The sequence below is a fragment of the Vreelandella lionensis genome (assembly GCF_044543515.1).
Classification (GTDB): Bacteria; Pseudomonadota; Gammaproteobacteria; order Pseudomonadales; family Halomonadaceae; genus Vreelandella; species Vreelandella lionensis.
The window spans coordinates 26,093-50,003 of record NZ_JBITWC010000004.1; the positions used below are offsets into that span (position 1 = coordinate 26,093).

Genomic DNA, 23,911 nt, shown 5'->3' on the forward strand with positions numbered 1-23,911 from the left:
CATCCATTGAGCAAGGTGAGGTACGCATGTCGCGGCAACTGCTGGCCATGGCGCTAGCGCCCCTACTAGGGCTGTTTATTCTTGGGATTGGCAATGGCTTTCTCGCCACGCTGATTACCGTGCGCTTAGACGCAGCAGGTGAGTCGGCGACGGTGATCGGGATTGTCTCGTCAGCCTATTTCATCGGCCTAGCCCTGGGTGCCATGGTCAATGACCGCTTGCTGCTGCGCATTGGTCATATTCGCGCTTACGGCAGCTTTGCCTCGCTGGTCGCGGTGACGGTGCTGCTGCAAGGCCTTTTCTTCGAACCCTGGGCGTGGTTTGCGCTGCGTTTGATTGGCGGCTGGGCCACGGTGGGTGTTTATCTGGTCATTGAAAGCTGGCTGCTCACGGCGGGCGACCAGAAAGTGCGCGGCCGTCTGCTGGCGCTTTATATGATCTCTCTTTATGCCGCCGGTGTGTTGGGGCAGCTCATGCTTGGCGTGACCAGTGCCATGGGCGACACCGCACCCTTTATGGTAATTGGCCTGTTGGCGTCGCTCTCGGTACTGCCCATGGCGATGATCCCGCGCGTGTCGCCGCTCATCGAACATGCTGAACCGCTACCCCCTCTTCGTTTGATTACCATGACGCCCACTGGCGTGATGGGCAGTCTAGGTTCTGGCATGGTGGTAGCCGCGGCCTATACGCTGCTGCCGCTCTACCTGCAGCGCATCGGCATGAGCGTTAATCAGGTCGGTCAGATGATGGCCGTGCTCGTCCTTGGCGCGATGTTGCTGCAGTACCCCATTGGCCGCTGGTCGGATCGCCATGATCGTCAAATGGTGCTGATTGGTATCAGCGCCTTCTGTGTAGTGATTTCTGCGGCCATGCTGTGGCTACCGCTCTCCACACCGCTGCTCGCTGTGCTGCTCTTTTTATTGGGAGGAGGCGTGTTCGCGCTTTACCCGGTGGCCGTGAGCCATGCTGCCGACCGCGCGCCTGCTGGTGCCTTGGTGCGCATGAGCCAAGGCCTTTTGTTGATTAACTCGATTGGTGCCACCATCAGCCCGCTGATGATCTCGCCGGTGATGACCGCCATGGGCGATGCTGGCTTGTTCTGGGCGTTTGGCTCACTGAGTCTATTCTTCGTGCTGTTCTTCGGCTGGCGTCGTAGCGTTCGCCCGGCACCGGTGCCGGTAGCACCGTTTACGGCCACTACGCCGATGACCGCCGCAGGTGCTGAGCTGGTGGTGACCGAGGAGCTGGTACAAGGGGCGCTTGAGCACGAGCACCTGGAAGACCTGTCTGACGTCGTGCCTGAGGTCGACGTGGCCGAACCCGTAGTAGGGCCGCCTCAGGAAGACGAGAGCCATATTACCTATTACGACGATGTAGAAACCGAGGTGCGTCGGTAGGTGAACTGCAATATCGGGTAAGGTGAGACCTTGGGCTAATGGTGTGGCGAAAGTAGGGAAACTACTATCGGCGATAGTGTTTTTACTATTTCACCGCATTTGCCTGGGGTTTTGCCATGAATTATTACGCCGCGCCGGTCCGCGATCTGCGCTTTGTGCTCGAAGAGATGTTAGCGCACCGCTCCTTGGCGTTGCCGGGGTTTGATGAGGCGACGCCTGACCTCGTCGAAGCTGTGCTGGAAGAGGCCGCTAAGCTGGCGGGCGACGTTTGGGGTCCGCTCAACAGCGTTGGCGACCGCCAGGGCGCAAAGCGTCATACGGATGGCAGTGTGACTACCCCAGAAGGCTTTGCCGCCGCCTATCACGCCTATGTTGAAGGCGGCTGGAACGGTATTGGCGTTTCTGAAGAGCTGGGCGGGCAGAACCTACCCGAAGTGGTTGCCAGCGCGGTACAGGAGATGCTTCACGGCGCGAACATGGCCCTGGGGCTATGCCCGATGCTTACCGCCGGTGCCATCGAGGCGCTGGCCCACCACGGCAGCGATGCCTTAAAAGCGACCTACCTGCCCAAGCTGGTCGAAGGCTCCTGGACTGGCACCATGAACCTCACCGAACCTCAAGCGGGGTCGGACCTCTCCAAAGTGCGTACCAAAGCCGCTCCTGAAGGCGAGCACTACCGCATTAGCGGCCAAAAGATCTACATCACCTGGGGCGAACACGACGCCGCCGAGAACATCATTCACCTCGTCCTCGCCCGCAAGCCCGATGCCCCGGAAGGCAATAAGGGTATTTCGCTGTTCCTGGTTCCCAAATTTCTGGTGAACGACGACGGCACGCTCGGCGAGCGAAATGACGTCACCTGTGCCTCCATCGAGCACAAACTTGGCATTCACGGCTCGCCCACCTGTACGCTGAGCTTTGGGGAAAACGGCGGTGCCGTAGGCTACCTCGTAGGCGAGGAAGGCCGCGGCCTGAACCACATGTTTACCATGATGAATGAGGCGCGCCATAAAGTCGGGATTCAAGGCATTGGCGTGGCCGAACGCGCCTGCCAGCACGCCTTTGCCTACGCCCACGACCGTACCCAGGGCCGCTCGCCCAAACAGCGGGGCGGCAGCGAATGCACGATCAGCGACCACTTTGACGTGCGCCGGATGCTGCTCTCCATGCGTGCCCGTACCGATGCGTTGCGTGCGTTAGCGCTCTATTGTGCCGGGCAGTTGGATATCGCCCGCCGTGCAGAGAGCGACGCCGAACGCCAAGCCGCTCAGGCCTGCGCCGATGTTCTGATCCCGATTGTGAAGAGCTTTTCAACCGATCAGGCGGTGGATATCGCCTCCATGGGCGTGCAGGTACACGGCGGCATGGGCTATGTGGAAGAGACCGGCGCGGCCCAGCTATTGCGGGATGCGCGCATTGCGCCTATCTATGAAGGCACTAACGGCATTCAAGCGCTGGACTTGGCTGGCCGCAAACTGCAGCGAGACGGCGGTGCGGCGCTCTCTGCGCTGATCGATGACGTGCATAAAACGGCCGAAGCGTTGCGGGGTGAAGCGTCGCTGGCCAGCATGGGCAGTGCACTCGCGGCGGGCGCTGACGACCTGCGCGCCGCCATGGCCTTGGTGCTGGAGCAGGGCAGCGACCCTGAACACGGCCCCGATGCCGTACAGGCATACGCCACGCCGCTGTTGAACCTGGCCGGGCACGTGCTGTGCGCTTGGCAAATGGGCATCGCGGCGCTGTATGCCCAACAGGCTATAGAAGGCGGTAGCGATGAGCCGTTTTACCGCACCAAGCTGTGCAGCGCCGAGTTTGCCATTCACCAATGGCTGCCGGTTGGCCGCGCCCAGCGTGCCGTGGTCGAGGCCGGCTGGCAGTGTTTTAGCCAGTTCGATAGCGCGGCTCACTAACGCCACCGCCGCCTTATGGGCGGCGGTATTCGTTATGAATGTCCAATAATAAAACGTCCTATAACAACAGCGAGAGTGCAGGAACCGATCATGACCTCCATCTTTGAACAAGACTTACCGCCGACCGCTGCCAACCATGTGGCGCTCTCACCGCTCACGTTTATTGAGCGCTCGGCGGCTATTTATCCGGATTACCCCGCGGTCGTGCATGGCGCAACGCGCCGCACCTGGGCCGAGACCTGGACGCGCTGCCGTCAGCTAGCCTCGGCGCTGGAAAAGCGCGGCATTCAACCTGGGCAAACAGTGGCCGCCATGCTGCCCAATATTCCGGCGATGTTCGAGGCTCACTGCGGCGTGCCGCTGGCGGGCTGCGTACTGAATACGCTCAATATTCGCCTCGATGCCGACGCCATTAGCTATATGCTGGCCCATGGCGAAGCCAAGGTGGTTCTAGTAGACCCTGAGTTTGCCGAGGTGATTCAAGCGGCGGTTGCCAAGTTGGAAAGCAAACCGCTGATCATTGATGTAGCCGACCCAGAGTTTTTGGGTGATACCCAAGGCATTGGCGAGCTGGAGTACGAGGCGCTGCTGGCCGAGGGCGACCCGGATTACGCCTATCGGCTGCCCAACGACGAATGGCAGGCGATTTCGCTGAACTACACCTCCGGCACTACCGGCAAGCCCAAGGGCGTGGTGTATCACCATCGCGGTGCTTACCTGAACGCGGTGAGTAATATCCTCGAGTGGGCCATGCCCCACCACCCGGTGTATCTGTGGACGCTGCCGATGTTCCACTGCAACGGCTGGTGTTTCCCGTGGACCATTGCCGCCAATGCGGGCGTTAGCGTGTGCCTGCGCAAAGTCGATCCCAAACGCATCACCGACCTGATCGCCGAAGAGGGCGTCACCCACTTCAGCGGCGCGCCGATTGTGCTCAATGGGTTGGTGAACCTACCGGCCGACCAAAAGCGGGTGTTTGATCATCCGGTTAAGGTGACCACCGCAGGAGCCGCGCCGCCCGCCTCGGTGATTGCCGGGGTAGAAAAGCTGGGTATCGAAGTCACTCACGTATACGGGCTTACCGAAGTGTACGGCCCGGTGACCGTATGCGCTTGGCGCGATGCGTGGAACGAGCTGCCCTTGGAGTCCCGTGCCAAAATCAAGGCCCGACAAGGCGTGCGCTACCACATGCTGGAAGCGCTCTGCGTGGCCGACCCGGTGACGTTAGAACCCGTCGCTAAAGATGGCCGAACCATGGGCGAGATCTTGATGCGTGGCAACAACGTGATGAAGGGGTATCTCAAAAACGCCGAGGCGACGGAAAAAGCGCTAGAGGGCGGCTGGTACCACACTGGTGATTTAGCGGTATGGCATGCCGATGGCTATATCGAGATTAAAGATCGCTCAAAAGATATCATCATCTCCGGCGGTGAAAATATCTCCACCATCGAAGTGGAAGATGCCATTTACAGCCATCCGGCGGTTGAAGAGGCGGCGGTCGTCGCGAAGCCGGACGAAAAGTGGGGCGAAACGCCCTGTGCGTTTGTTAAGTTAAAAATTGGCTACGGCGAGGTCACCGAGGCGGATATCATCGCCCACTGCCGTGAACATTTAGCGAGCTTTAAGGTGCCCAAAACGGTGATTTTTAGCGATCTGCCGAAAACATCGACGGGCAAAATTCAAAAATTCGTGCTGCGCGAAGAAGCCAAACAGCACCAGTCAGGGGAACAGCAATGAGCGAACAACGGATTGGCGTGGTAGGCGCAGGCACCATGGGGCAGGGCATTGCCCAGGTGGTCGCCGCCAGTGGCTTTAACGTTCGGCTGTACGATGTCGCCGACGAGCAGCTCACCCGCGCCAAAGGAGCCATCGATAAAGGGCTCGAGAAGCTTGTTGCCAAAGAGAAGATGACCGCAGAGGGCAAGCAAGAAGCACTCGCTCGACTCTCTACCACCACGGCGTTAGATGCGCTCAGCGACTGCAGCGTGATTATCGAAGCCGCCCCCGAGCAGCCTGCGCTGAAAGAGAAACTGTTTCGCGATCTCAGCCATCTGAGCAGCGATGCCATCCTGGCCTCTAACACGTCCTCGTTGTCTCTCACCCGCTTGGCCGCTGTATGCGAGCGTCCTGAGCGAGTAGTGGGTATGCACTTCTTCAACCCAGTGCCGGTACTCAAGTTGGTGGAAGTGATCCGTGCTGAGCAAACCTCGGATGCCACCGTCGAGCGCATTGAAGCGCTGGCCAAAGCGCTGGGCAAAACCGCCGTGCCGGTAGGCGACGCGCCGGGCTTTGCCGTGAATCGTTTGCTAGTGCCGATGATTAACGAAGCTGCGTTTATCGTGCAGGAAGGCACCGCGACGCCGGAAGCCATCGATGAGGCCATGAAGCTGGGTGCTGCCCACCCGATGGGGCCGCTGGCGCTGGCGGATTTGATCGGCCTGGATGTATGTCTCGCGATTATGGACGTGCTGCAGGAAGGCTTTGGCGACCCCAAATATCGCCCCTGCCCACTGCTCAAGCGTATGGTGGCCGCAGGCTACCTGGGCCGTAAGAGCGGCCGTGGGTTCTATATCTACGAGTAGCCAACTACCGGATTGAAGCGCGACAAAAGAAGTGATTGCCACCCAACCAAGCGTTCGCTAGGGTTGAGTGGTCATCACTTACAAGCGCAATAACAATCAAGGAGCCATCATGAGCGACGTAGTGATCGAGAAGGTTGATAACGACGGTGTAGTGCGCCTGACCATTAATCGCCCCAAAGCCCTGAACGCGCTGAATAGCGAAGTGCTCAGCGCTTTGGAAGCGCATTTAGTCGAGCTTGAAGCGCACCCCAACCTGCGGGCGGTATTGATTACCGGCGCTGGGGAAAAATCCTTTGTGGCCGGGGCAGACATCACTGAAATGCGTGCTAAAACCCCCGAAGAGGCCCGCGCATTTGCCAGCCAGGCACTGCGTACCATCAAGCGACTTGAAACACTGCCCGTGCCGGTGGTCGCGCTGGTGAACGGGTTTTGCCTTGGCGGCGGCTGCGAACTGGCGCTGGCCTGCGACTGGGCCGTCGCCAGCGACAACGCTGTCTTCGGCCAGCCGGAAGTCCTGTTAGGCGTTATTCCTGGCTTTGGCGGTACCCAGCGTTTGCCGCGCCGAGTCGGCCCTGCCATGGCGATTGATTTGGTCACTACCGGGCGCAAAATTGATGCCCACGAAGCGCTGCGCATTGGCCTGGTTAATCGCGTGATGCCCCAGGCAGAGCTTGAAAGCTATGTTGAAGAGCTTGCCAAACAGCTGAAGGGCAACGGGCCGCAGTCGGTCCGCGGAGCCAAACAAGCCGTCCACGACGGCATGGACCAAGACCTAGACAGCGCCCTGGCGCTGGAAACCAGCCTGTTTGCCTTCTGCTTTGCAGGCCAAGAGCAGAAAGAGGGCATGAGCGCTTTTGTCGAGAAGCGTAAACCCAACTTCTAAGCTCTCTTTTTTCTAAGCTCTCTTTTTTCGAGTTTTACTTATTTAAGGGGTGGCGCATGCGTCATCCCTTATTTTATTCTCAGGCTTACTATTTCTTAATATGCCGGAGTGACCGCGATGCAGTGGGCCGCCTTTCTTCTCGCCGCGCTGGGTTTTGCCTACCTACCCGGGCCTGCGATGTTATACACCGCCGCACAAACGCTGGGGCGTGGTCGGCGAGCAGGGTGGCTGGCGGTGGCTGGGGTGCATCTTGATTGCTACGTGCATGTTATCGCCGCAGCACTGGGGTTAGCACTACTGTTTGCGGCCATTCCACCTGCCTATCTGGCGATGAAAATCATCGGCGGACTCTATTTGCTTTGGATGGGCGTGCGCTTATGGCAACAAGGCATTCGTACGAGCAGCGACGAACTCCCTCTCACCTCTACCAAGCGGGTACTGCGCGATAGCTTTCTGGTGGAAGTGCTTAACCCTAAAACGGCGCTTTTCTTCGTGGCGTTTCTGCCGCAATTTGTGCAGCCCGATATTGCCATGCCGGTCGCGTGGCAACTGCTTTGGTTAGGCATTGCTACCAACGTGCTGTTCTCGTCAGCGGATGTGGTGGTGGTGCTATTGGCCAGCCCGCTACGCGCATGGCTGCAAACGTCTCATGGCTCTTCCAGGTCGATTCAACGAATTGGCGGAGGGGTATTAATGGGGCTCGGAAGTAATACGTTGGTCCAGGCAGCACGGTAGGGCCAGTCACTGTGATGTTCACCGTAAGGAGTGCGGCATGTTCGATCTGTATATCGCTAACAAGAATTACTCTTCCTGGTCGCTGCGCCCTTGGGTGCTGCTCAAAGCGCTGGAGATCCCCTTTAACGAGCATTTAATGCCTTTTGAGGGTGGCTTTGGGGAGAGCCACACCACGTTTAAGCGCTTTTCACCGTCGGGCTTAGTGCCGTGTTTGGTCGATAGCGAACACGACGTGGCCGTGTGGGATTCCTTGGCAATTGTCGAGTATGCGGCGGAAAAACACCCGAATGTGTGGCCTGAAGAGCGCGCGGCGCGGGCCTGGGCGCGTTCCGCCAGTGCCGAGATGCATAGCGGCTTTGGTGCGTTGCGGGATGAGTGTTCCATGAACTGTGGCGTGCGCGTGGCGATGGACGAGCTCTCCCCAGGGCTGAAAAGCAATCTGGCACGGTTAGATGCGCTGTGGCAGGAGGGGCTTGCGCGTTTTGGCGGCCCGTTTCTGGCAGGTGAGCGTTTTACTGCGGTGGACGCGTTTTACGCCCCCGTGGCGTTTCGGATACAAACCTTCAACCTGCCGCTAAGTGAAGCCTCCCTTGCTTATGTGCAACGCCTGTTAGCCCTGCCCGCCATGCAAGATTGGTATGCCGCTGCGCTGAAAGAGACATGGCGTGAGCCGATGCATGAAGCAGAAACAGTGAAGCATGCCACCCTGCTGAGCGACGAACGCGCGATAGGCTAGTGCGCAGCGTATGGATGGCTGCGCGGTGATCACGCAAATCCGCTACACTGGCGCGCATATCATTAGAGAATGTTGAGATTCATGTTATGGCGCTAAGTGCGACCCCTTATAAAGTCGACGTTAACCTGACCGACCTGGACCGCAACGTCTATGAGACGTTGCGTTTCACGGTGGCTCGCCACCCTTCTGAAACGGAAGAGCGTCTGTGCTCGCGGCTAATTGCTTATATCCTCTGGTACAGCGAATCGCTGGCATTTGGGCGTGGGCTATCAGACGTAGACGAGCCTGCGCTTTGGGAAAAAAGCCTGGATGGCCGAGTGCTGCACTGGATAGAAGTCGGCCTGCCCGATGCCGAGCGTTTAACCTGGTGTTCGCGCCGCGCTGAGCGGGTCTCGCTGCTGGCGTATGGCCGCGTGGATATCTGGGAAAGCAAGGTGCTGCCCGCCGTCGCTTCCTTGAAAAATGTTCACGTGGCAGGGCTGCCCCAAGAGGCACTGGCCACCGTGGCAGCAAACCTACCGCGGGCGATTAACTGGGCGGTCATGATTAGCGATGGTTCGCTGTTTATCACCGATGAAAACGGCCAGCACGAGATCACTCCGCAGTGGTTATTGCGGGAGCGATAGGCATTCATGTGCTAGTTTTTAAATGACGAACTGGCCGCCAGTTCGTCATCACAGGGAAGTGTTTCCAGGTTGGACAGTGCATTACATAAAGTAGCTTGCTATCTATTTGCATGATTACATACAATCAGCAATGTTTGTTGCCCCCCTGCTAATAAGCTGCCTACCTGCCCAGCTCTCAACTCAAGGAATGAGCCATGACGCCGTCTGCCTCTCATCGCAGAGATGAATCTCCTAAAGCCATCTTATGCAAAGCCGTGCTGCCGTTTGTATTACCGTTCAGCCTGCTGCCCGCTATTGCGTCCGCCGACGATAGTGCGCTTTCCATTAAGCATGAAAACGATGGACTCGCCAGCAGTGATGACGGCCACTTTACCAGTGGCTTCGAACTGAACTGGATGTTTACCCCCGAACCGCAAAGCTGGACACAGCGTTTAGCGGCTGCGTTGCCTGACAGCATTATCAGCCAGGCAGATCGCGCCTCTTACCGCTTAGTGCACCAAATTTATACCCCCAATGTGATTGAGCGCCGCGAGCTGATTGAAGATGATCGCCCCTACGCGGGTTTAGTATATGGCGGTGTGTCGCTTTATGAAGATAAGCCGATGGGCCGTTGGCAGCAGGCCACCGACCTGCATTTGGATGTTGGCTTGGTAGGTCCTTCCTCGCAGGCGGATAGCATTCAGCGAGAAGTGCACCGCGTGACGGAAAGCGACCGACCGCGTGGCTGGAGAAACCAGCTAGGCGATGAAGCTATCCTTAACCTGACCATGCGCCGCCAGTGGTGGCACGATACTCCCTTGGCAGGTAAACAGTTCTCCCACGGCCCCAGCGTAGGTGCCGCACTGGGTAATCTGCATACCTATGCCAGTGCGGGTTATAGCGTTCGCTGGGGGGATGATGCCCAAGGTATTCCCATGCTGACGCCGAACCCTGGCAGCCGCCATCACATTAACGGCACCAGTGGCTGGCAGTGGTACCTGTTCGCGAATGTGGAAGGGTACTACATGGCGCAAAACCTGACGCTAGATGGCAATACCTTCCGCGATAGTCACTCGGTGGATCGCAACGAATGGATTGCTGAAGCCTCTGCTGGGTTAGCGCTGGCCTGGGAAGATTGGCAGGTGACCTACGCGGTGGTTCAGCGTACCCGCGAATTTGAGGGTCAGGATGAGCAGGATAAATTTGGCGCATTAACGTTGACCAAACGCTTCTAAGTCATTAATCAACATTAAATATACACAGCGGCTAGCGGCTGAGTAAGGTGAAACGAGATGGCGAATAAGTATCCTCATACACCGGATGGCCGCTACTTTGTTGCTAAAGATCGGCTATGGCGCTGCACTGACCCGCGCCTGACGGACGAAGAAAAACGCTGCCATGTTAAAGCGCTGATGAAAGCCCGTCGGGCAGTGCGGACAGCCCAACAGCAGGATGATGAAGAGGCACTGCGCCAAGCGCGTGAGGCCGTGCAGGAAGCCAAAGAGGCGCTAGGTGAGCGTGGCCCGGTTTGGTGGCAAGACGGCGCGCCGGATGAGGGTGGCCTTGCCCCGGACAATAGCTCGTATGCCCAGTGGTGGGCGTCGCACTCCTAACCTATGGTTGCTACCCTGAGTGATGGAAGAGACGTCTCTTTCATCACTCAGGAGTGAGCACATATGGACATGATCTTTTTTAGCAGTTGGGATAGTTTGGCCCGCACCCTGGTGGTGGGGGTGCTTGCCTATGCAGTGCTGGTTTTGTTTTTGCGCATTTCCGGTAACCGCACGCTATCCAAAATGAACGCTTTTGATCTGATTGTCACCGTAGCCTTGGGCTCTACGCTTGCCACCGTACTGCTATCGAAAGACGTGGCGTTGGCAGAGGGAGCACTGGCACTAGGGCTGTTGATTTCCCTGCAGTTCATCATTACGTGGCTGAGCGTGCGTGTCAGCTGGGTAAAGCGGCTTGTTACGGGAGAACCGATACTGTTGCTGTATGACGGGGAGTTATTGCAAGCGTCGCTAAGGAAAGCGAGGGTGACTCAAAATGAAGTGCGTTCTGCCGTACGCAGCAGCGGGCTTTTACGTTTAGAGGCTGCCCAGGCGGTGGTGCTGGAAACCGACGGTTCGCTGAGCGTGGTGAAGCGCGGGGCAGGGAAAGGTGAATCCAGCTTGGCAGGGGTGGGCGGCCCTTAAAGCGCAGGCTTCACCTGCTGGCCGTTCACGGGCAGCGAGCACAGTGGTAATCTGCGCCCCTTTCTTAACGCGTAAGGGCGACCTGTGAACATTAAAGCTGACCTCTCGATTCTAGATATTATTGGCCACCTGCTTATCTGGGTGTTGCTCACCATTATTACCTTTGGCATTGCGCTATTTTTCTTTCCTTACTCCTTCGCTCGCTTCGTGATCAACCGCACCAGCGTGGTGGATAACGCTACCGGTGTGGAGCGGAAAATGGTTTGCGATATCAATATCTTTAGCAATGTGGGCCATATTATTCTGTGGATGGTGATCTCATTTCTTACCCTGGGGCTTGGCTATATTTTCTACTTTTACCGGGTGTGGAACTACGCCCTGAATAACTCCCGCCTGCAGTAATTTCCCCACTCGAATCATCAATAGCGCGACCTGGTGCCGTCTGTCTATCACCGACAGGCGGCACGCTAATGAATAAGCGTTTGCACTTAACGTACCTGCCTTTCGGGTTCAACTAGCCTTTCGCCTTCGTTGACATTCTCGATGTAGATCCTTATATTTCCGCGAATAAAAATTACTATCATTAATATTAATATTCGCTCTGGGATTTTACACGATGAAACCTGTACCTACCTTTCGACTGCGCACGCTGAGCGTCGCGGTTGCCTTAGCCTCCGTTGCTGCTGTGCCGGTAGTCTATGCACAAGAGAGCAGCGTCAATCTGGATACGGTTGAAGTCACCGCTGAATCGGCGGGTCTTTACGGATACAGCGATGCTGAGCGTGAGCCGTCTGTAGGCAAGCTGGATGTGCCGCTGGCTGAGCAGCCCTACTCCATGTCAGTGATTGACCAAGAATTTATTCAGGATAGCGGTGCCAAAAACATTCAAGATGCGCTGCTGTATACCCCCGGCGTGTATGCGGGCAACTTCGGATTCGACACCCGTGGCGACAGCGCTAAAGTGCGCGGGCTTGATGCAGGCCGCTATTTGGATGGTTTGCGCCAAGTGTACGGCTCCTACAACACTGTGCGCACCAACGTCTACGCGCTGGAAAGTGTGGAGGTGCTACGCGGGCCATCTTCCATGCTGTACGGCCAAGCGGATTTGGGCGGTATTGTCAACGGTGTCTCTAAACTACCCCAAGAGGAGCGCAGCGGTGAGGTGTGGGCGCAGTACGGCTCCTACGACCGCAAGCAGCTGGCGTTGGACGTGACCGGGGCGGCCGATGAAGAGGGCGATTTTCTTTATCGCCTCGTGGCGTTAACCCGCGACAGCGACACTCAGGTGGATCATGTGGAAGATGATGGCTACCTGTTTGCACCGTCGTTTACGTGGCGCCCCAGCGACGCCACCAACATTACGCTGCTGCTTAACCGCCAGGAAAACAAAGGCCAGGTATCGGCACAGTTTCTTCCCCAGGCGGGCACGTTAGAGTCGGGTTCACTGGGCTTTATTGGCTCGGAGCGCTTTGTTGGCGAGCCGGGCTGGGACCGCTACGACCGGGAAAAGACCGAAACGACGCTGTTTGTTGATCACCAGCTCAACGACAGCTGGGCGTTTGCTGCCACCGCCCGCTATACCGATTCCAGCACGGAAACCCGCGAGCACTGGGTAGATATCCCCAGCGTGCCCGATGCTGAAGGTAATGTTAATCGCACCATCTTTATGGCCGATGCCCAGACGCGCATTCTCAATATGGATGCGCGCCTGGAAGGCGAGTTTGCGCTTGGCAATACCCAACATACGCTGGTGGCGGGTTTCGATCGTCAGGACGCTCGCTGGTCTCAGGATAACTACAGTTCAGTGGCCAGTGGAGGCGGGCAGTTCAACGTCTATAACCCTCAGTATGGCAATCTTCAGCTGGGCTCGCTGAACCCCACTGACCGCCCGGATAATGAGATTGAACAAGTCGGCGTGTATCTGGCGGATCATATCGAAGTAGGGCCAGTGGTCGTCTCAGCGGGCCTGCGCCGTGATTGGGCAGAGAATCGCACGCTGGCGCTGTCTGGCCCAGATACGGTCAGTGATGAAGGTGAAACCACCGGCCGGCTGGGGCTGATGTACCGCTTCGATAACGGCTTTTCACCCTATGTCAGCTACTCCGAAGCGTTCGCCATGAACCTGGGCACCGACGGTACGGCCAACCCAAGCCCCTTGAAGCCCACCACCGGCGACCAGGAGGAGATTGGCTTTAAGTACGTATCTCCAGATCAATCCCTGGTCGTGAGCGCGGCGTACTTTGATATTACTCAGCAAAACCGCATTAGCGATGGCGTTACTCCGGGCGGCGTCGAGCAAGTGGGTGCCGTGGTCGATGGCTGGGAGCTACAGGTAAATAAGCGCTGGCAGCAGTTTGAAACCCAAGTCGCGTATACCAACTTGAACGCCACTAACGACGGTACAGGTATACGCCTACCGTATGTGGCTGAAGAGCAGGCTTCCTGGTGGAACCGCCTATATGTTGGTAGTAACTGGCGTATTGGGGCGGGCGTTCGTTATGTCGGCGACAACGTTGGCTCTGGCGGTGCGCCGGTGGTGCCTTCCAGCACGCTGTATGATGCGATGGTGGGTTATACCCTGGGTGAGTGGGACTTCTCCGTAGACTTGAAAAATGCCACTGATGAAGAGTACATCTCTTGGTGCCGCTATGACGGTGGCGACTGTGGCTACGGCGACCGTCGCAGCGTTACGGCCAACGTGCGCTATCAGTTTTAAGCGCTGACGGCGATGCCAAGAGTCATGCCATAACAACGGGGCCTGCTATGCAGGCCCCGATTGGGTTGTGATATGGCGACTATCTTGGGCTAGTGAGGCTTTTTGATCAGCAGCCTCACCAAGCGCCGCACGATGGGTGAGACCAAGTTAATTACCGGGAGAGCGACGGCAAAGGCAAAGAGCCAAGCCTTGAGCCAAATCATCACAATCCCATCGACGACACCCACGTTATAAAGCGTAATCACCAGCGACATAATGCATGACATAAACAGTGCCATCAGGCATGAAAATATCAGCTGGGCGTATTTCGGATCGAACATCGTACGTTTTCCTAATACGCGAATTAACGCTTATCTTCGGTTTTCTCGGTGAAGTCGCTGGCGTCGTGGCGCTCGTGAAGCTGCTCGCTGGGTTCGCCCCAGGTGCGGTTTACCATGCGGCCACGCTGTACCGCTGGGCGGGCATCAATCTCCTCTGTCCAGCGCAACACGTTGGTGTAGGTGTGCGCCTCCAGGAACTCAGCGGCCTCATACACGCGGTTTTTCACCAGCGCGCCGTACCAGGGGTGAATCGCCATATCGGCAATGGTGTACTCGTCGCCCGCCATAAAACGGTTGTCGGCCAAGTGGCGATCCAGCACGTCTAGCTGGCGTTTTACTTCCATGGTGTAGCGGTCAATCGGGTACTGATACTTCTCTGGCGCGTAGGCGTAGAAGTGGCCAAAACCGCCGCCCAGCATGGGAGCGCTGCCCATTTGCCAGAACAGCCAAGAGAGGCACTCGGTGCGCTTGGCTGGGTCTGTAGGCAGAAATTCACCGAACTTCTCGGCGAGATAGAGCAAGATAGCCCCTGACTCAAACACCCGCTGGGGCGGGTTCACGCTGTGATCCATCAGCGCCGGGATCTTAGAGTTAGGGTTAGCCTCAACGAAACCGCTGCCAAACTGATCGCCCTCGCCGATTTGAATCAGGTGCGCATCGTACTCGGCTGCTTCAATGCCTTTTTCCAGCAGCTCTTCCAGCATCACCGTCACTTTCACGCCGTTGGGCGTGGCTAAGGAGTAAAGCTGTAAGGGATGTTTGCCCACCGGCAGCGCTTTTTCATGGGTCGCACCTGCGACAGGGCGGTTGATATTGGCAAACTTGCCGCCGTTACCCGGCTCCCACTTCCATACGCGTGGTGGCGTGTAGGTCGTATCGCTCATTGTAACCTCGCTGATTGAGTTATCTAATCTTTATGGGGTCGTAAAACGTAGGTACAAGGGTAGTTCGTTAGCCCGTTAAATAAAAAGCAGAGATGGGCAACTAAGAGAAGGGGGCTGCTATGTGGCGATAAACTCACCACCACCTTGCAAGTTGGCAAAGCGGTGGCGGGGGCTGTGTGTATTAAACCAGTGTTAGTGTGACATCAATGTTGTCACGGGTAGCGTTGGAGTATGGGCAAACGATATGCGCTTTATCCACCAACGCTTGAGCCACGTTTTTCTCCAGGCCTGGCAGGCTGATTTTTAGCTCTACTTCAATGCCAAAACCGGTGGGAATAGCACCAATACCTACACTGCCATCGATTTGGGTATCAGCGGGAAGTTTGACTTTCTCTTGACTAGCCACGTGCTTCAGCGCGCCTAGGAAGCAGGCAGAGTAGCCCGCAGCAAACAGCTGCTCTGGGTTGGTGCCATCGCCGCCTGCGCCACCGAGTTCTTTTGGCGTGCTCAGTTTGACATCCAGTGCGCCATCTGAGGATTTAGCGTGGCCTTCACGGCCGCCAGTGGCGTGGGCGTGGGCACGGTAAGCAATCGTTTCAATAGACATTGATTATCTCCTGTAGCGGTTTGTTGTGTGCAGCAAGCAGTGCATGCGCCATCAATTTAGTGCGGCTTTATTTTGCGCGCAAGTAAAATAAGTGGGGAAAACACTCCCAAACAATTACTCATAGATTACTTAGCTTTTTGCAGACTATCACGCAGTTGTACAAGGTCTTCTTTTAATTGAGTTAACGCTTCTACAGATTTCTCACTGGCGTTGACCACGCAGCTTGGAATATGACGCGCCTGCTCTCTTAAAGAGCGCCCTTTGTCGGTAAGGAAGAGCTCAACCACGCGTTCATCCTGAAAGCTGCGCTGGCGACGCAGTAGCTGATCGGCTTCAAGGCGTTTTAAAAGCGGTGTGAGTGAGCCAGGATCAGTCAGTAATCGCTTACTCATAGTGCCAACCGTAATGCCATCTTCTTGCCAAAGCACTAGCATCGCCAGGTACTGCGGGTAGGTAAGCCCTAACTCTTTCAAAAGCGGTTTATAGATTTTTGTCATCATCAACGATGTTGAATAGAGGGCGAAGCAGAGCTGATGGTCTAGCTCCAATTCGCTACAAGGGTCTAACGCAGGCATGTGGACTCCAGGACGGGATGCATAGCAGTTAATGTAGCGCGCCACGCCTTGAGTGGCTATCCCTAGACGTTGGTCGTAAGTTGGTAGTTTTGTTTTGACACCACGCTAGGCGGTCGCTAGCCTTCGCTTAATGAATGTTACCGGTAACAAGGCGGTGAGTTAGAAAAGACAGCCACACTGTATCGATAACTTTCAACCGCAGGGAAAGCATTACTACCTGCAACCGGCAGCAGCTCAAGCAATTAACCACCTAGCAATCAACAACAACGAATGTTTGGAGATAACGTCATGACAGCGATTTGGCGCAACACGCTTACTCTGGTTGGTGCAACCACGCTCACTTTCGGCATGGCGCATGCCCAAAGCCCCGAGCTTTCCGACCCGCCCGCCATTGAAGGGGATATCGTGGCCGACCACGGTAGCCACACTCTGCGGATGGGCATTGGCCTTTCCGAAACTTCGCCACAGTTTCTCTCCAGCCAGTACTTTGGCGAGATTCTTGAACAGCGCACCGAAGGCCGCATTACGGTCAACGTGTTCCCCAACAGCCAGTTGGGTGACGACGTTCAGATGATGGAAATGCTGCAGACCGGCACACTGGATATGACCTATCCCTCCAGTTCTGCCACCACCGGCTATGTTGAGGCGCTGTCCGCGTTTGACCTGCCTTTCCTGCTGCCCAGCCGCGAAGCCGCGATGGCAGTGATGCAGAGCGACGTTGCTCAAGAAATGCTGGATGGTTTTGAAGGTACTGGGCTAAAAGCGTTGGCCTTCTCCGAAAACGGCTACCGTCAGCTGTCTAACAGCGCGCGCCCCGTTGCGTCGCCGGAAGACGTCGCGGGCCTGGATGTGCGCGGTCTGAGCGTACGTACTATGCAGAACCCGGTTCACCTGGCCATTTGGGAAGCACTGGGTGCTAACCCCACGCCGATGGCGTTTGGCGAGCTGTTCTCTGCCCTGGAGCAGGGCGTCGTGGATGGCCAGGAAAACCCCTGGAGCACCATCCTGACCTCTAACTTCAACGAAGTGCAGGACTACGGCACTGAAACCCGCCACGTCTACACGCCGTTCATCATGATGCTTTCCGAGCGCACCTGGGAGCGTATGGCGCCTGAGTACCAAGAGCTGGTACTGGAAGCCGCTCGTCAATCCGCTGAGTACGAAATCCAGCTCTCTGCTGAGTATGACGACTGGTCACGCGAGCAGTTGGAAGCCCGCGGTATGCAAATCACCCGCTTGAGCGATGAGCAGCTGGCCGCGTTCCAAGAAGCCGTGCAGCCTGTTTATGAAGAGTGGGCGCCGCGCATTGGCGAAGACCTGATCGCTGAAATTCAGCAGATTGTTGAAGAAAGCAGCAACTAATACGCACCGTTTAGCGCGCCATCGGGCAGGCCATTGTGCCTGCCCGACTTGTCAGTGCCCCCTGGAGTTCTTATGACACCCTCCTCAACACCTCCCAACGCTGAATCCTCTTTGAGAGCGCCTACGATTGAAGATCCGTCGGTCTATTTAGACGACCCCAATCGCAAGCTGCTGGAAATTGATACTGAAACGCGTCAAGGCCCCGCGCTGTTTCGCTGGTTAACGCTTGGCATGGAGTATTTGATCGGCGCCATTTTAGTGGCGCTGATTGTGGCGGTGTCCAGCAATGTGGTGGGCCGTTCGCTGTTTAACCACTCGCTGCCTTGGGTCGATGAGCTGGCGCGCATGCTGTTTATTTGGCTGGTGTTTATTGGCGCGGCCGCTGCGTTTGCCCGCTACGAGCACATTGCCGTGGATGCCTTGGTGCGGCGTTTGCCACTGCGCTTTGCGCATATGCTCTACTGCCTGCAGCATTTGATTATTGCTGGCCTAATGCTGGTCATGGTGTTTGGCGGCTATCAGGTATTGGCCCGCTCAAGCGGACGCTCCGCCATTATGGGCGTGCCCCTCAGTCTGGTCAGTCTTTCCCTCGTTCTGTGCGTTATCTTTATCGCTGCGGTATCGCTGTGGCGGGTATGGATGAGCGTGCGCGTTATTGTTCAACCACACGGCCAGTCGGCTGAATCGCAAGGGGAGTGATCACCATGCTGTGGATTTTCCTAGCTATTTTATTAGTATCGATTGTGATCGGCTTGCCCATCGCGTTTGGTTTGGGGGTGGCTGCGCTGGTCATGGCGGTACTCTCTGATATTCCGCTCTCTATTATGATCGAGCAGTCCATCCGTGGGGTGAACAGTTTTCCGCTGCTGGCCATTCCGTTCTTTATTCTGGTCGGTGAAGTAATGAGTAACGGCGGTATTGCACGCCGCTTGATGGAGCTTGCCGGTGCGCTGGTCGGCTTTATGCGTGGCGGCCTTGGCCAAGTAGCGATTACTGGCTCCATGTTCTTTGGCGGCATTAGTGGCTCGGCGGTGGCCGATACGGCGGCCACTGGCTCCATGATGATTCCCTCGATGAAGCAGCAGGGCTATACCGCGGCCAACGCCACGGCGATTAACACTGTCTCATCGGTGATCGGGATCATTATTCCGCCTTCTATTCCGCTAATTCTTTACGGCATCGTCACCGAAACCTCCATCAGCCGCCTGTTCATTTCCGGCATTGTGCCTGGGCTACTGATTGGAGCTGCCCTGATGGTCACCACCTATATTCTGGCCAATAAGCAGGGCGGCGGCGTGCGCCAGTTCCGCTGGGACGTGCTGTGGAAAGCCTTTAAAGACGCCTGGCTGGCCCTGGTGTTACCGGTGATTGTCATTGGCGGTATTATTGGCGGCGTGTTCACCGCCACAGAAGCGGCGGTCGCGGCACTGCTTTACTCGCTGGCGATTTCACTGCTGGTTTACCGCGAGTTCAAGCTCAGCGAACTCATGGGCATGCTGATTCGTACCGCCAGGCTGACCGGGATGGTAATGATGCTGTTGGCCTTTGCCACCGTCATTGCGTGGTTCTTGACCATCAATATGGTTCCGCAAACGTTGGTACGTCAGGTACAGGCGATTACCCAGGAGCCGTTCCTTCTGCTGCTGATTGTGGCGGCACTGTTGCTGCTGGTGGGCTTTGTAATGGACCTCACGCCGGCCATGGTCATCATGGCACCCATGCTGGCACCTATCGTCACATCGGTCGGCGTGGATGCCGCTTACTTTGGCGTGCTGATGGCCTTCATTCTGGGGATTGGGCTGCTAACACCGCCGGTGGGCACCTGCCTTTATGTAGGCTGTGGCGTGGGCAAAGTCTCCATGGAATCACTAGTAAAAGCCATGCTGCCCTACTACGCCGCGCTGCTGGTTGTGCTGGTGCTGCTCATTGCCTTCCCAAGCATTGTGACTTGGTTACCTGACCTCACCGCTGTACGCGGTAACTGATAGGAGTCGCGAGTGACTACTTACTCAGCTCATAACGGCTCACATCGTATTCTCGTCATGGGGGTGTCAGGTTCGGGGAAGTCGCACATTGGTCAGCAGCTAGCGGCCAGTATGGGAGCCACCTTTATTGATGGCGATGACCACCACTCGCCAGCCAACGTAGCCAAGATGGCCAGCGGTACACCGCTGAACGACGATGACCGTCGCGACTGGCTAGCAACCCTGGCCGGGCTATTTGCCGAGTATAAGGCGCGGGATGAGTCGGTGGTGATTGCCTGCTCTGGCCTGAAACGGCGCTACCGTGACCGCCTGAGAGAGGGGGATAGCGCGCTGCGTATTCTTTACCTAGAAGGCACGCATGGGCTGCTGCGCGAGCGCTTAGAAACTCGTGCCGGGCACTTCTTTAAGGGCGACAGTATGTTAGCCAGCCAGCTAGCCGACCTAGAACCACCGGCAGCAGATGAGGCGGTGACGTTCTCCATCAGCCTAACACCGGCGGTGATCGTCGAGCGTTTTAGCGCCACGCTGGTACCCGAACAGCGCCGCTCATTAGGCTAAAGTAAGGGATAGGCGACGGGCTCTACTATTCGTTATGGTAGGGCCCGAGTGCCACCCATCGTACAAGGCAGCAACGCCATTGAAGAAAAAACGCCCTACATTACAAGATATTGCTGATCGCGTTGGTGCTACCAAAATGACCGTCAGCCGCTGTTTGCGCGACCCGGAAACGGTGTCTGAAGGGCTTCGTGAGCGTATCTTTAGTATCGCCGAGCAGATTGGCTACATTCCTAACCGCGCCCCCGACTTGCTATCCCGTGCCACCAGCCACTCCATTGGTGTGTTGGTGCCCTCGCTGACCAACCAAGTATTTGCTGATGTCATAGTTGGTATCGAAGCCTATACCGAGCCAGCAGGCTACCACCTAATGCTTTCCCACTACGGCTACAGCCAGGAGCTGGAGGAGCGCAGCCTTGCCTCGCTGCTGTCGTATAACGTTGACGGCGTGATTTTGTCGGACCGTGACCATACCCCGCGCAGCCTGCGGATGTTGGAAACGGCGGGTATTCCCATTGTGGAAATTATGGATACTCACCGCCCACCGCTGCAGCAGGCGGTGGGCTACGATAACGTCCGTGCCGCTTACGATATGGTCAGCGAGATGATTCGCCGAGGACGTCGTCAGGTGATCTATCTTGCCGTGCGGCTCGATGAGCGTACCCGTCAGCGCGAACAGGGGTATCGTCAAGCCATGGAAGAGCAGGGGCTAACGCCGGTGACGCTGCAGAGCAGTCAGCGCTCCTCCTATACCGTAGGCGCCGCACTGATGCAGGAAATTCAGCGTAACTACCCCGAAGCAGACGGCATTTTCTGCACCAATGATGACGTTGCCGTGGGCGCTTACTTTGAGTGCCAGCGCCAGGGCATTAATGTGCCAGAACAGATGGCGATTGCCGGGTTCCACGGCCACGATGTTGGTCAGGCAATGACGCCCCGCCTTGCCAGCGTTGTCACGCCCCGTAAGGCAATTGGCGAAGCCGCCGCAAAGGCCCTGCTGGCGCGGATCCGTGGCGAAGCGCTGGAGCAGAAAGTGGTGGATTTGGGGTATCGTATCGAAGCGGGTAAAACGCTATAGCGGCCATCCTAAAAACTGTTTGGCTGCTTACGATAACCTCGTTAGGCTAGCGTTTTATCCTGCTATGCCCGAGAACGTGTGAGGCCGCTGTGAAAATTACTCAATTAACGGTTTATCCGGTGAAATCCCTCCAGGGGATTGATGTGACCCAAAGTGAAATTCATGCCCATGGCCTCGCCTGGGACCGCCGTTGGATGCTGGTGGATTCCCACCAGCGCTTTGTCACCCAGCGCCAATTGCCCGCCCTAGCCACCGTGTCGGTTACACTAACCCCTGATTCCCTCGTGCTTTCTCATCCCGCCGTTGAGCCTATTTCTATCTCGTTAGAAGAGCCCCAGGGCAACTTACGGCTGGTCTCGGTATGGGGCGATCACTGTAAAGCGCTGCCGGAGAGCGAAGTGGTGTCCGAGTGGCTGGAAGCCGCCTTGGGCGAGCAGGCCAAGGGCATCAGCCTAGTGCGCTTTGCCACCACGTTCACCCGTGCGGTGGAAGAGGACTTTCTGGCAGGTGGCGAAGCCCACACTTATTTTGCCGATGGCTACCCCTTTTTGATCACCACCACCGGTTCGCTAGATGCCTTAAATCAAGCGCTGGTAGAGACTGGGCATACGCCGGTACCCATGAACCGTTTTCGTCCTAACATCGTGGTGGAGTGTGATGACGCTTGGGAAGAGGATCGCTGGGCAACGCTGGCTGCAGAGGGATACCAGCTAACTCTGCGGAAACCTTGCCAGCGTTGCAAAATCACCACTGTGGATCAGCAAACCGGCACAATTCCTACTCAGGCTGAACCACTGAAAACGCTCTTGGCGTTGAATACTCAGCCCCATTTAAAAGGCGCGCATTTCGGCCAAAACGCCACGTTAACGGCAGGAGAGGGCAGTGTTATTCGTGTGGGGGATGCTGTGTTTGTAACGCCCCGCGAGGCTTAAAGCGCAGTAGCTTGGTGGCAATCGCGGTGCCCAATAGGGTAATCACCATGCCCGTGACGACCTGAAGGCTTAGGGTTTCATCCAGTAGTAGGTAGCCCCACAGCAGAGCACTAACGGGGACTAAAAAGGTTACCGTTGAAGTCGCAGTGGCACCTGCGCTTGCCAACAGCCCAAAGTAGAGCAGAAACGCCAGCGTGGTACTGAGCATGGCCAGTGCCAACGCGTTGCCCCAAGCCAGCGTGCTAACTGGCTCGCTTGGCCAAAGCAGTACACCGGGCACCAGTAATACCAATGCCGACATGGCGCTACTACCAGCTGCCAGCACCCGCGTTGGCAAATGACTTAGGCGCGTTTTAGAGTAGTTACCTGCAATGCCATAGCAAAAGGTTGCGCCTAGCACGGCGATAATAAACCAGCCGTCGCCGCCCAAACCAAAGTCCAGCCGGTTTGCCGAGAGCACATACACCCCCAGCAGTGCTAGCGCTAACCCTATGTATTGTTGACGCTGCACCGGCGTGGCAAAAAAGGCGGCCCCTAACAGTGCGGTGAAAATCGGCGTAGTGGCGTTAATCAGTGACGTAAAACCCGCCTCTAGGCGTGTGGTTGCCAGCGCTAGGAGCGAGAAGGGCAGCACATGGTTAACGATACCCAGCAGCAACAGTGGCCCCTTGTGCTGCCAGATCAGACGCAAGTAGTGCAGGCTCAGTAGCAGCGGCACCAGCAGCAAGGCACCAATGCCCATACGCACTAACACCAGTGGCACTGCGCCAAACTCAGGTGCTGCCACGCGCATGAATATAAACGACAGTCCCCATAAAGATGAAAGCAATAAAAGACGCAGCGCATCGGCTGATGACATGGTCTGTCCTTACGTAGATAACCGTAGTGTTAAGTGGTCGTCAGCTTAGCGATAAAGTGACAAAAAGCGAAGTGGGCACACGAAGTGGAGGCGAGTTTGTCAATATTTGTGATAGCACTAATTTAACATTGACGCCTATGGTAGGAGTCTCTACTGTCCCTGACATTCGTAAAATTGCATTTGATGACCCGTTAAGGAAATGCCGTGGATCTCGCAACGCTGATTGGCTTGGTAGGAGCTGCCGTACTGGTAGGTGCCTCTGTCATTATGGGAACCTCGCCCGAAGTATTTATGAATGCTACCGGGCTACTGCTGGTTGTTGGCGGAAGCCTTTTTGTCGTTTTGGCTAAGTTCAGCATCACGCAGTTTAAGTTTGCGTTTAAAGCGGCGGCGCGGGCGTTTAAATTTCAGTTACCCAGTATTCAAGAGAGTATTGAAGAGCTGGTGGAGCTCTCCAAGATTGCCCGCCGGGAAGGCATGATTGCCTTAGAGAGCCGGGAAGTGAACTCTCCGTTTTTGAAAAAAGGTCTGCAAATGTTGGCTGATGGATTTAGTGCTGACATGATTAAAGAGATGATGGAGAAGGAACGGCTATTAACGCTGGAACGTAACGAGGCGGGTGGCCAAGTCTTCTCTGCACTTGGCGAAGTTTCTCCTGCTATGGGCATGATTGGTACGCTGGTGGGGCTTGTACAGATGCTCTCCAATATGGGCGACCCTTCTCTCATTGGTCCTGCTATGGCGGTCGCGCTACTGACCACACTATATGGCGCGATGATTGCCACCATGATTGCCACTCCACTAGCAGACAAGCTTTGGGTGCGAATGAGGCAGGAAGCCAAGATGCAGGAGCTGTGGATTGATGCGCTCTTGGCCATCAAAGGCGATAAGAACCCTCGGGTGCTTGAGCAAATGCTAACGATTTATCTTCCCCCCGAACACCGTAGCGAAGAGGGCAGTGAAGAGCGCACCGCAGCAGGCAAACAGGGATAAAC

General features: G+C 56.5%; 25 protein-coding genes. 20 read left to right on the forward strand and 5 right to left on the reverse strand.

Translation table 11 applies throughout. The features are described 5' to 3' along the window. Window positions 1–26: 26 nt before the first annotated feature. The 13 genes from ACIGG6_RS03125 (at window position 27) to ACIGG6_RS03185 (ending at window position 13,759) form a co-directional block, all read left to right on the forward strand. On the forward strand, window positions 27–1,397 hold the full coding sequence (locus ACIGG6_RS03125) for an MFS transporter (RefSeq protein ID WP_399842143.1): 1,371 nt from the start codon (window positions 27–29) through the stop codon (window positions 1,395–1,397). 116 nt (window positions 1,398–1,513) lie between these two features. After that, window positions 1,514–3,307: an acyl-CoA dehydrogenase gene (locus tag ACIGG6_RS03130; RefSeq protein ID WP_399842146.1), complete on the forward strand. Its 1,794-nt coding sequence runs from the start codon at window positions 1,514–1,516 to the stop codon at window positions 3,305–3,307. Between the two features lie 90 nt (window positions 3,308–3,397). Beyond that, entirely contained in the window at window positions 3,398–5,044 is a 1,647-nt protein-coding gene (locus tag ACIGG6_RS03135; RefSeq protein WP_399842148.1) for an acyl-CoA synthetase, read from the forward strand. Continuing rightward, entirely contained in the window at window positions 4,993–5,889 is an 897-nt protein-coding gene (locus tag ACIGG6_RS03140) for a 3-hydroxybutyryl-CoA dehydrogenase (protein ID WP_399842436.1), read from the forward strand. The genes ACIGG6_RS03135 and ACIGG6_RS03140 overlap by 52 nt, the downstream gene beginning before the upstream one ends. 109 nt (window positions 5,890–5,998) lie before the next feature. Next, entirely contained in the window at window positions 5,999–6,772 is a 774-nt protein-coding gene (locus ACIGG6_RS03145; RefSeq protein ID WP_399842150.1) for an enoyl-CoA hydratase-related protein, read from the forward strand. 117 nt (window positions 6,773–6,889) lie between these two features. Beyond that, window positions 6,890–7,507 (forward strand): LysE family translocator, encoded by a 618-nt coding sequence (locus ACIGG6_RS03150; RefSeq protein ID WP_399842152.1) that lies wholly within the window; start codon window positions 6,890–6,892, stop codon window positions 7,505–7,507. 37 nt (window positions 7,508–7,544) lie between these two features. Beyond that, window positions 7,545–8,243, forward strand: a complete 699-nt coding sequence (locus ACIGG6_RS03155) for a glutathione S-transferase family protein (RefSeq protein WP_399842153.1) — start codon at window positions 7,545–7,547, stop codon at window positions 8,241–8,243. A gap of 86 nt (window positions 8,244–8,329) precedes the next feature. Beyond that, on the forward strand, window positions 8,330–8,869 hold the full coding sequence (locus ACIGG6_RS03160) for a YaeQ family protein (RefSeq protein ID WP_188637953.1): 540 nt from the start codon (window positions 8,330–8,332) through the stop codon (window positions 8,867–8,869). A 194-nt stretch (window positions 8,870–9,063) separates the two neighbouring features. Then, the gene (locus ACIGG6_RS03165) at window positions 9,064–10,083 is read left to right on the forward strand and encodes a lipid A deacylase LpxR family protein (RefSeq protein ID WP_399842156.1); all 1,020 of its coding nucleotides are present in this window, start codon (window positions 9,064–9,066) and stop codon (window positions 10,081–10,083) included. 57 nt (window positions 10,084–10,140) lie between these two features. Then, a complete protein-coding gene (locus ACIGG6_RS03170; RefSeq protein WP_399842158.1) occupies window positions 10,141–10,461 on the forward strand; it encodes a hypothetical protein in 321 nt (106 codons plus the stop codon). Between the two features lie 63 nt (window positions 10,462–10,524). Further along, the gene (locus ACIGG6_RS03175) at window positions 10,525–11,043 is read left to right on the forward strand and encodes a DUF421 domain-containing protein (protein WP_399842161.1); all 519 of its coding nucleotides are present in this window, start codon (window positions 10,525–10,527) and stop codon (window positions 11,041–11,043) included. 84 nt (window positions 11,044–11,127) lie between these two features. Then, entirely contained in the window at window positions 11,128–11,445 is a 318-nt protein-coding gene (locus tag ACIGG6_RS03180; RefSeq protein ID WP_044627911.1) for a DUF6693 family protein, read from the forward strand. A gap of 214 nt (window positions 11,446–11,659) precedes the next feature. Beyond that, the gene (locus tag ACIGG6_RS03185) at window positions 11,660–13,759 is read left to right on the forward strand and encodes a TonB-dependent siderophore receptor (protein WP_399842163.1); all 2,100 of its coding nucleotides are present in this window, start codon (window positions 11,660–11,662) and stop codon (window positions 13,757–13,759) included. An 89-nt stretch (window positions 13,760–13,848) separates the two neighbouring features. Here the strand turns inward: ACIGG6_RS03185 and ACIGG6_RS03190 are convergent, their stop codons facing one another. The 4 genes from ACIGG6_RS03190 to ACIGG6_RS03205 all read right to left on the reverse strand — a co-directional run bounded on the left by ACIGG6_RS03190 (window position 13,849) and on the right by ACIGG6_RS03205 (window position 16,145). Next, window positions 13,849–14,079: a DUF2798 domain-containing protein gene (locus tag ACIGG6_RS03190; RefSeq protein ID WP_399842166.1), complete on the reverse strand. Its 231-nt coding sequence runs from the start codon at window positions 14,077–14,079 to the stop codon at window positions 13,849–13,851. Window positions 14,080–14,102: 23 nt separating this feature from the next. Further along, entirely contained in the window at window positions 14,103–14,963 is an 861-nt protein-coding gene (gene yghU, locus ACIGG6_RS03195; protein ID WP_399842168.1) for a glutathione-dependent disulfide-bond oxidoreductase, read from the reverse strand. 181 nt (window positions 14,964–15,144) lie between these two features. Further along, entirely contained in the window at window positions 15,145–15,570 is a 426-nt protein-coding gene (locus ACIGG6_RS03200; RefSeq protein ID WP_301282005.1) for an organic hydroperoxide resistance protein, read from the reverse strand. A 125-nt stretch (window positions 15,571–15,695) separates the two neighbouring features. Further along, window positions 15,696–16,145 (reverse strand): MarR family winged helix-turn-helix transcriptional regulator, encoded by a 450-nt coding sequence (locus tag ACIGG6_RS03205; RefSeq protein WP_253504524.1) that lies wholly within the window; start codon window positions 16,143–16,145, stop codon window positions 15,696–15,698. Window positions 16,146–16,433: 288 nt separating this feature from the next. Here ACIGG6_RS03205 and ACIGG6_RS03210 point away from each other — a divergent pair, with 288 nt between their 5' ends. From ACIGG6_RS03210 to ACIGG6_RS03235, 6 genes are all read left to right on the forward strand, one after another. Beyond that, window positions 16,434–17,507, forward strand: a complete 1,074-nt coding sequence (locus ACIGG6_RS03210; RefSeq protein WP_399842170.1) for a TRAP transporter substrate-binding protein — start codon at window positions 16,434–16,436, stop codon at window positions 17,505–17,507. A 72-nt stretch (window positions 17,508–17,579) separates the two neighbouring features. Then, window positions 17,580–18,206: a TRAP transporter small permease gene (locus ACIGG6_RS03215; protein ID WP_253504531.1), complete on the forward strand. Its 627-nt coding sequence runs from the start codon at window positions 17,580–17,582 to the stop codon at window positions 18,204–18,206. 5 nt (window positions 18,207–18,211) lie between these two features. Next, a complete protein-coding gene (locus ACIGG6_RS03220) occupies window positions 18,212–19,492 on the forward strand; it encodes a TRAP transporter large permease (RefSeq protein ID WP_044627905.1) in 1,281 nt (426 codons plus the stop codon). 57 nt (window positions 19,493–19,549) lie between these two features. Continuing rightward, the gene (locus tag ACIGG6_RS03225) at window positions 19,550–20,050 is read left to right on the forward strand and encodes a gluconokinase (RefSeq protein ID WP_399842439.1); all 501 of its coding nucleotides are present in this window, start codon (window positions 19,550–19,552) and stop codon (window positions 20,048–20,050) included. A gap of 79 nt (window positions 20,051–20,129) precedes the next feature. Then, complete coding sequence (gene gntR, locus ACIGG6_RS03230; protein ID WP_399842173.1) at window positions 20,130–21,125, forward strand: gluconate operon transcriptional repressor GntR; 996 nt, start codon at window positions 20,130–20,132, stop codon at window positions 21,123–21,125. An 89-nt stretch (window positions 21,126–21,214) separates the two neighbouring features. Then, a complete protein-coding gene (locus ACIGG6_RS03235; RefSeq protein WP_399842175.1) occupies window positions 21,215–22,057 on the forward strand; it encodes an MOSC domain-containing protein in 843 nt (280 codons plus the stop codon). On the opposite strand, the gene ACIGG6_RS03240 is transcribed toward ACIGG6_RS03235, so the two are convergent. Then, window positions 22,011–22,916: a DMT family transporter gene (locus ACIGG6_RS03240; protein ID WP_399842178.1), complete on the reverse strand. Its 906-nt coding sequence runs from the start codon at window positions 22,914–22,916 to the stop codon at window positions 22,011–22,013. The two genes, ACIGG6_RS03235 and ACIGG6_RS03240, sit on opposite strands and share 47 nt — an antisense overlap. A gap of 204 nt (window positions 22,917–23,120) precedes the next feature. Here ACIGG6_RS03240 and ACIGG6_RS03245 point away from each other — a divergent pair, with 204 nt between their 5' ends. Beyond that, window positions 23,121–23,909 (forward strand): MotA/TolQ/ExbB proton channel family protein, encoded by a 789-nt coding sequence (locus ACIGG6_RS03245; protein WP_399842181.1) that lies wholly within the window; start codon window positions 23,121–23,123, stop codon window positions 23,907–23,909. The last annotated feature ends 2 nt before the right edge of the window (window positions 23,910–23,911 follow it).

Coding starts and splice junctions, on each gene's coding strand:
- ACIGG6_RS03135 (WP_399842148.1), top strand. CDS start 3,398: ATGACCTCCATCTTTGAACAAGACTTACCGCCGACCGCTGCCAACCAT.
- ACIGG6_RS03225 (WP_399842439.1), top strand. CDS start 19,550: ATGGGGGTGTCAGGTTCGGGGAAGTCGCACATTGGTCAGCAGCTAGCG.
- ACIGG6_RS03215 (WP_253504531.1), top strand. CDS start 17,580: ATGACACCCTCCTCAACACCTCCCAACGCTGAATCCTCTTTGAGAGCG.
- ACIGG6_RS03200 (WP_301282005.1), bottom strand. CDS start 15,570: ATGTCTATTGAAACGATTGCTTACCGTGCCCACGCCCACGCCACTGGC.
- ACIGG6_RS03125 (WP_399842143.1), top strand. CDS start 27: ATGTCGCGGCAACTGCTGGCCATGGCGCTAGCGCCCCTACTAGGGCTG.
- ACIGG6_RS03210 (WP_399842170.1), top strand. CDS start 16,434: ATGACAGCGATTTGGCGCAACACGCTTACTCTGGTTGGTGCAACCACG.
- ACIGG6_RS03175 (WP_399842161.1), top strand. CDS start 10,525: ATGGACATGATCTTTTTTAGCAGTTGGGATAGTTTGGCCCGCACCCTG.
- ACIGG6_RS03185 (WP_399842163.1), top strand. CDS start 11,660: ATGAAACCTGTACCTACCTTTCGACTGCGCACGCTGAGCGTCGCGGTT.
- ACIGG6_RS03205 (WP_253504524.1), bottom strand. CDS start 16,145: ATGCCTGCGTTAGACCCTTGTAGCGAATTGGAGCTAGACCATCAGCTC.
- ACIGG6_RS03240 (WP_399842178.1), bottom strand. CDS start 22,916: ATGTCATCAGCCGATGCGCTGCGTCTTTTATTGCTTTCATCTTTATGG.
- ACIGG6_RS03145 (WP_399842150.1), top strand. CDS start 5,999: ATGAGCGACGTAGTGATCGAGAAGGTTGATAACGACGGTGTAGTGCGC.
- ACIGG6_RS03190 (WP_399842166.1), bottom strand. CDS start 14,079: ATGTTCGATCCGAAATACGCCCAGCTGATATTTTCATGCCTGATGGCA.
- ACIGG6_RS03155 (WP_399842153.1), top strand. CDS start 7,545: ATGTTCGATCTGTATATCGCTAACAAGAATTACTCTTCCTGGTCGCTG.
- ACIGG6_RS03170 (WP_399842158.1), top strand. CDS start 10,141: ATGGCGAATAAGTATCCTCATACACCGGATGGCCGCTACTTTGTTGCT.
- yghU (WP_399842168.1), bottom strand. CDS start 14,963: ATGAGCGATACGACCTACACGCCACCACGCGTATGGAAGTGGGAGCCG.
- ACIGG6_RS03160 (WP_188637953.1), top strand. CDS start 8,330: ATGGCGCTAAGTGCGACCCCTTATAAAGTCGACGTTAACCTGACCGAC.
- ACIGG6_RS03220 (WP_044627905.1), top strand. CDS start 18,212: ATGCTGTGGATTTTCCTAGCTATTTTATTAGTATCGATTGTGATCGGC.
- ACIGG6_RS03165 (WP_399842156.1), top strand. CDS start 9,064: ATGACGCCGTCTGCCTCTCATCGCAGAGATGAATCTCCTAAAGCCATC.
- ACIGG6_RS03150 (WP_399842152.1), top strand. CDS start 6,890: ATGCAGTGGGCCGCCTTTCTTCTCGCCGCGCTGGGTTTTGCCTACCTA.
- ACIGG6_RS03130 (WP_399842146.1), top strand. CDS start 1,514: ATGAATTATTACGCCGCGCCGGTCCGCGATCTGCGCTTTGTGCTCGAA.